Source organism: Frankia sp. CeTa3Moorea (assembly GCF_978021225.1).
This window is the reverse complement of sequence record NZ_CDXDOR010000014.1, coordinates 51,438-55,503: the sequence shown is the minus strand read 5'-3', so window position 1 is coordinate 55,503 and position 4,066 is coordinate 51,438. Positions and strand designations below refer to the sequence as shown.

The 4,066-nt window shown below is 75.0% G+C and carries 3 protein-coding genes; all 3 read left to right on the top strand.

The annotated features are described in order from the left end of the window. Window positions 1-901, top strand: a 901-nt coding sequence (locus AC08OV_RS04780) for a ComEA family DNA-binding protein (RefSeq protein ID WP_476619351.1), incomplete at its 5' end; no start/stop codon positions are given. Between the two features lie 7 nt (window positions 902-908). Then, the gene (locus AC08OV_RS04775; protein ID WP_476619350.1) at window positions 909-3,590 is read left to right on the top strand and encodes a ComEC/Rec2 family competence protein; all 2,682 of its coding nucleotides are present in this window, start codon (window positions 909-911) and stop codon (window positions 3,588-3,590) included. Window position 3,591: 1 nt separating this feature from the next. Further along, a partial coding sequence (locus tag AC08OV_RS04770; RefSeq protein WP_476619349.1) for a DNA polymerase III subunit delta occupies window positions 3,592-4,066 on the top strand: 475 nt, incomplete at its 3' end.

Below are 4,066 nucleotides of genomic sequence, written 5' to 3'. Positions count from 1 at the left end.
CCCCCATCCGGTCCACCCCCATCCGGGGCGCGAGATGGACGATGGCGAGGACGAAGGCGGCCGGGGACCTGATCGCGGGCCATCGGCCGGCCGGACGGCGCCGGGAGTTCCGCGGGGCGATCTGGTCGGCGTCATCCGCAGGCGGCTTCCAGCTACGCTGCATGGCATCGTGGTGGCGCCGGCCGCCCGGGCCGCCCTCGTTCTCGCGTTGGTCGCCCTCGCCGCCGCGCTCATGACCGCCTGGTTCTCCTGGCAGCACCGCCCGGTACCGCTCGCCTCCTCCGAGGTCGGTACCCTCCGGACGGGGGAGTCGGCGGCGGCTGGCAACGCCCGGTCGGACCACTCGGACCACGGGGCCACCGGTCCCACCTCCGCCACGGATACGAACGTGGCCTCGGCACCGACGACCAGGGCCGCCCGCACCGGGGCGAGCGGCGAGGTGGTGGTCGACGTCGCCGGCCGGGTGGCCCGGCCGGGTGTCGTCCGGCTCCCGGCGGGCGCGCGTGTGGTGGATGCGATCGAACGCGCCGGGGGAGCGCTCCCGGGCACCGACACGACCGGCCTTGCCCTGGCCCGGATGTTGGTCGACGGGGAACAGGTCCTCGTCGATGGCAGGCCCGGCCCGGCGCCGCTTGGGCAACCCGCAGGTACCGGCCTCGGGCCCGTCGGCGGGAGCACCGCGAGCGCCGCCGGTTCCACCGCGGCGACCGGTCCGATCGACCTGAACGCCGCGACCGTCGAGCAGCTTGACGGTCTGCCCGGGGTGGGGCCCGTGCTGGCTCGCCGCATCGTCGAGTGGCGCACGGCGCACGGGCCCTTCCGGTCGCCCGAGCAGCTCGCGGAGGTGACCGGAGTCGGCGACAAGCGGCTGGCCGATCTGCTGCCATTGCTGAAGGTTTGACGCTCCGGTGGTCGACGTCGGGATGGAGACGGGACTCGCGCTGCCGGAACGGCCGTCCGGGGCTTCCCGTCCGATGGACGCCCGGCTGGTGGGCCCGGCGGTCATGGCCTGGGCCGGCGCGGCGGTTGCCGGCACTTGGCCGCCGTCCGTTCCGTTGCTGGGCGCCGCCGGTGCGGTGCTCGTCGCGGCTCCGGTGTTCCTGCTGGTCCGGGTCCGCCCGCGGGGCGCTCGGCCGACTCGCCCAGGACCGGGCGGCGATCGGGCCGAGGTGGCTACGGGCGCGTCCCGTCCGTCGCCGTCGCCGTCGCCGTCGCCGTCGCCGTCGCAGCCGCAGCCGCAGCCGCGTAGCGCGCCGCTCACCCGGGGCGTCGGGCGGCGCTCCGCCGTCGCCGCCGTCGTTCTCACGGCACTCGTCTTCCTGGCCGCCGGGTTTTTCGCGGGTGGACTGGCGGCTCGTCCACGTGACAGCGGCCCGCTCGCCGATCTGGTCCGGCATGGCCGTCTGGTCACAGCCGAGGTCGTCGTCACCGACGATCCCCGCGCCACCTCCTCGTCCACCGCGGTCCGGACGGGAACCGGGCCCGGAGCCGGAGAGGGGGCCGGAGAGGGGGCTGGCGGCGCCGATCGCGTGACCTTCGTGATCTCCGTCCGGGCGGAGCGCCTCACCGCGCCCCCGGCGGATCTGCGGGTCCGGGCCCCGATGGTCCTGCTCGCGCGGGGCGGCGGTTGGGGCGCTCTGCTGCCCAGCCAGCACCTGGTCGTCTCCGGCAGGCTCGCCGAACCTCGGGTCGGTGACACCGTGGCCGCCGTTCTGTTCGCCAACGGCCCACCGCGGACCCGCGGCGGGCCCACCATGATCCAACGAATCGCCGGGGGGCTACGGGCCGGGCTGCGTCGAGCCGCTGGGGGACTGCCCGAACCGCGTCGCGGGCTGCTACCCGGCCTCGTGGTCGGCGACGTCTCCGGGCTCGACGACGCGGTGCGCGCGGACTTCCGCGCCGCCGGAATGTCCCATCTGACGGCCGTGTCCGGTAGCAACGTCGCCATCGTGACGGCCTCGGCGCTCTACCTCATGGGATGGACCGGGCGTGGGTCACGGTCGCGCGCCGCGGTGGGAGCCCTCGCCCTCGTCGGGTTCGTCGTGCTCGCCCGGCCCTCGGCCAGCGTGCTGCGTGCCGGGGCGATGGGTCTGGTCGGCCTGCTCGGGCTCGCCATTGGCCGTCCCAGGGCGGTGCTGCCCTCCCTGGCGGCGAGCGTGATCGTCTTAGTCCTGGTGGATCCCGCGCTCGCCCTCTCGGTCGGCTTCGCGCTGTCCGTCCTCGCCACGGCCGGAATGATCGTTTTTGCGCCGGGCTGGCGGGACGCACTCGCTCGGCGGCTGCCGGCGCGGATCGCCGAGGTGCTCGCCGTCGCGGCCGCCGCCCAGCTGGCGTGCACCCCGGTGTTGGCCTGGACCGGTGGGGGGCTGAGCCTCGTGGCGGTGCCCGCGAACGTCTTGGCCGTGCCCGCCGTCGCACCGGCGACCGTGCTGGGGGTACTGACGCTGGTCGTGGCGGCGGTGTCGCCGTCAGCAGCCGGGCTGCTCGCGCACCTCGCCGATCTGCCGTGCTGGTGGCTGGTAACGGTCGCCGGCCGGTGCGCCGATCTTCCTGCCGCGACGCTGCCGTGGCCCACGGGGGTGATGGGAGCGGGCGCGGCCGCCGGTGTCGCCGGGCTTGTGGTGGCGACGCTGCGGAGGCGGGTGCCGCGGCGACTGGTCGCCGCGGCCCTGGTCGGCCTGCTCCTGGCGCGATGCGCCGTTGCCGGGCGGCTGGCGCCGTGGCCGCCGCCCGGCTGGCGCCTGGTCGCCTGCGACGTCGGTCAGGGCGACGCCCTCGTGCTGTCGGCGGGACCGGGCACCGCGGTGCTGGTCGATGCCGGCCCCGATCCGGCCCTGCTGACCCGCTGCCTCTCCGACCTCGGCGTGCGACGGATACCGGTGGTCATTCTCAGTCACTTCCACGCCGATCACGTCGAGGGGCTGCCGGCCGTGCTCGGCCGGCTTCCGGTGGGGGAGGTACTCAGCAGCCCGCTGGGGGAACCCGTTCTCCAGTGGCATCGGGTCCAACAGTGGACCCGGCGGGCCGGTGTGCCGCTGCGGACGGCCGTCATCGGCTCCCGGGCACGGGTGGGGTCGGTCTCCTGGACCGTCCTGGCTCCGCGCACCGTGTTGCACGGCACCGAGAGCGATCCCAACAACGCGAGCCTGGTGCTCTCCGCACGGGTGGGGGAGGTGACCATCCTGCTCACCGGGGATGTGGAGCCGCCGGCTCAGCGGATGTTGACCGGCCGGCCGGGGGATAGGACGGCGCTACGAGCCGACGTGCTCAAGGTGCCCCATCACGGCGCCGCGGATCAGGACGTCACCTTCCTCGCGGCGACCGGGGCCCGATTCGCCCTGATCAGTGTCGGCACCGGGAACAGCTATGGTCATCCCGCGCCGTCCACCCTGCGGACGCTGCGCCGGTCCGGCATGGCCGTCGCCCGGACCGACCGCGACGGCGCGGTGGCGGTGGTCGCCGCGGCGGCACCCGCCGGGTCCGCCGAGTCTGGGTCCGCCGAGTCCGGGTCGCCGGCGGGAGCCGCCTCCGGGTCGGGGGCGCGGGTCCGCGTCTCGGTGGTGCTCCGCCGGCCTGGGGGCGGATCGTGACATGCTCACCTGCGTGTCCTCCTCTGAACTGCCGCCGCTCGTCCTCGTCACCGGCGACGAGGATCTACTCGTCGGTCGAGCCGTGCGCGGGGTTCTCGACGCGGCTCGGGCCCGTGATCCCGACGTCGAGGTCGTCGACCGGGCGGCCGGTGAGCTCAGCGAGGCCGATCTGATCGACCTCGGCGCCACCTCGATGTTCGGAGGTGGCCGGGTGATGGTCGTCCGTGGCACGCAGGACCTCGCCGAGGATCTGCGTGACGCGTTGCTGGAGTACATCGGTCGTCCGCTCGACGACGTCGTGCTCGTCGTCGTCCACAGCGGAGCGGTGAAGAACCGCAAACTCGCGGACGCGATGAAGGCCGCGGGCGCGCGGGTCGTGCCGGCAGTGAAGATCACCAAGCCGCGGGAGCGTCACGATTTCGTCGTCGCCGAAGTGCGGCGTCTCGGCGGCCGGGTCAGCGAGGGCGCGGTGCGCG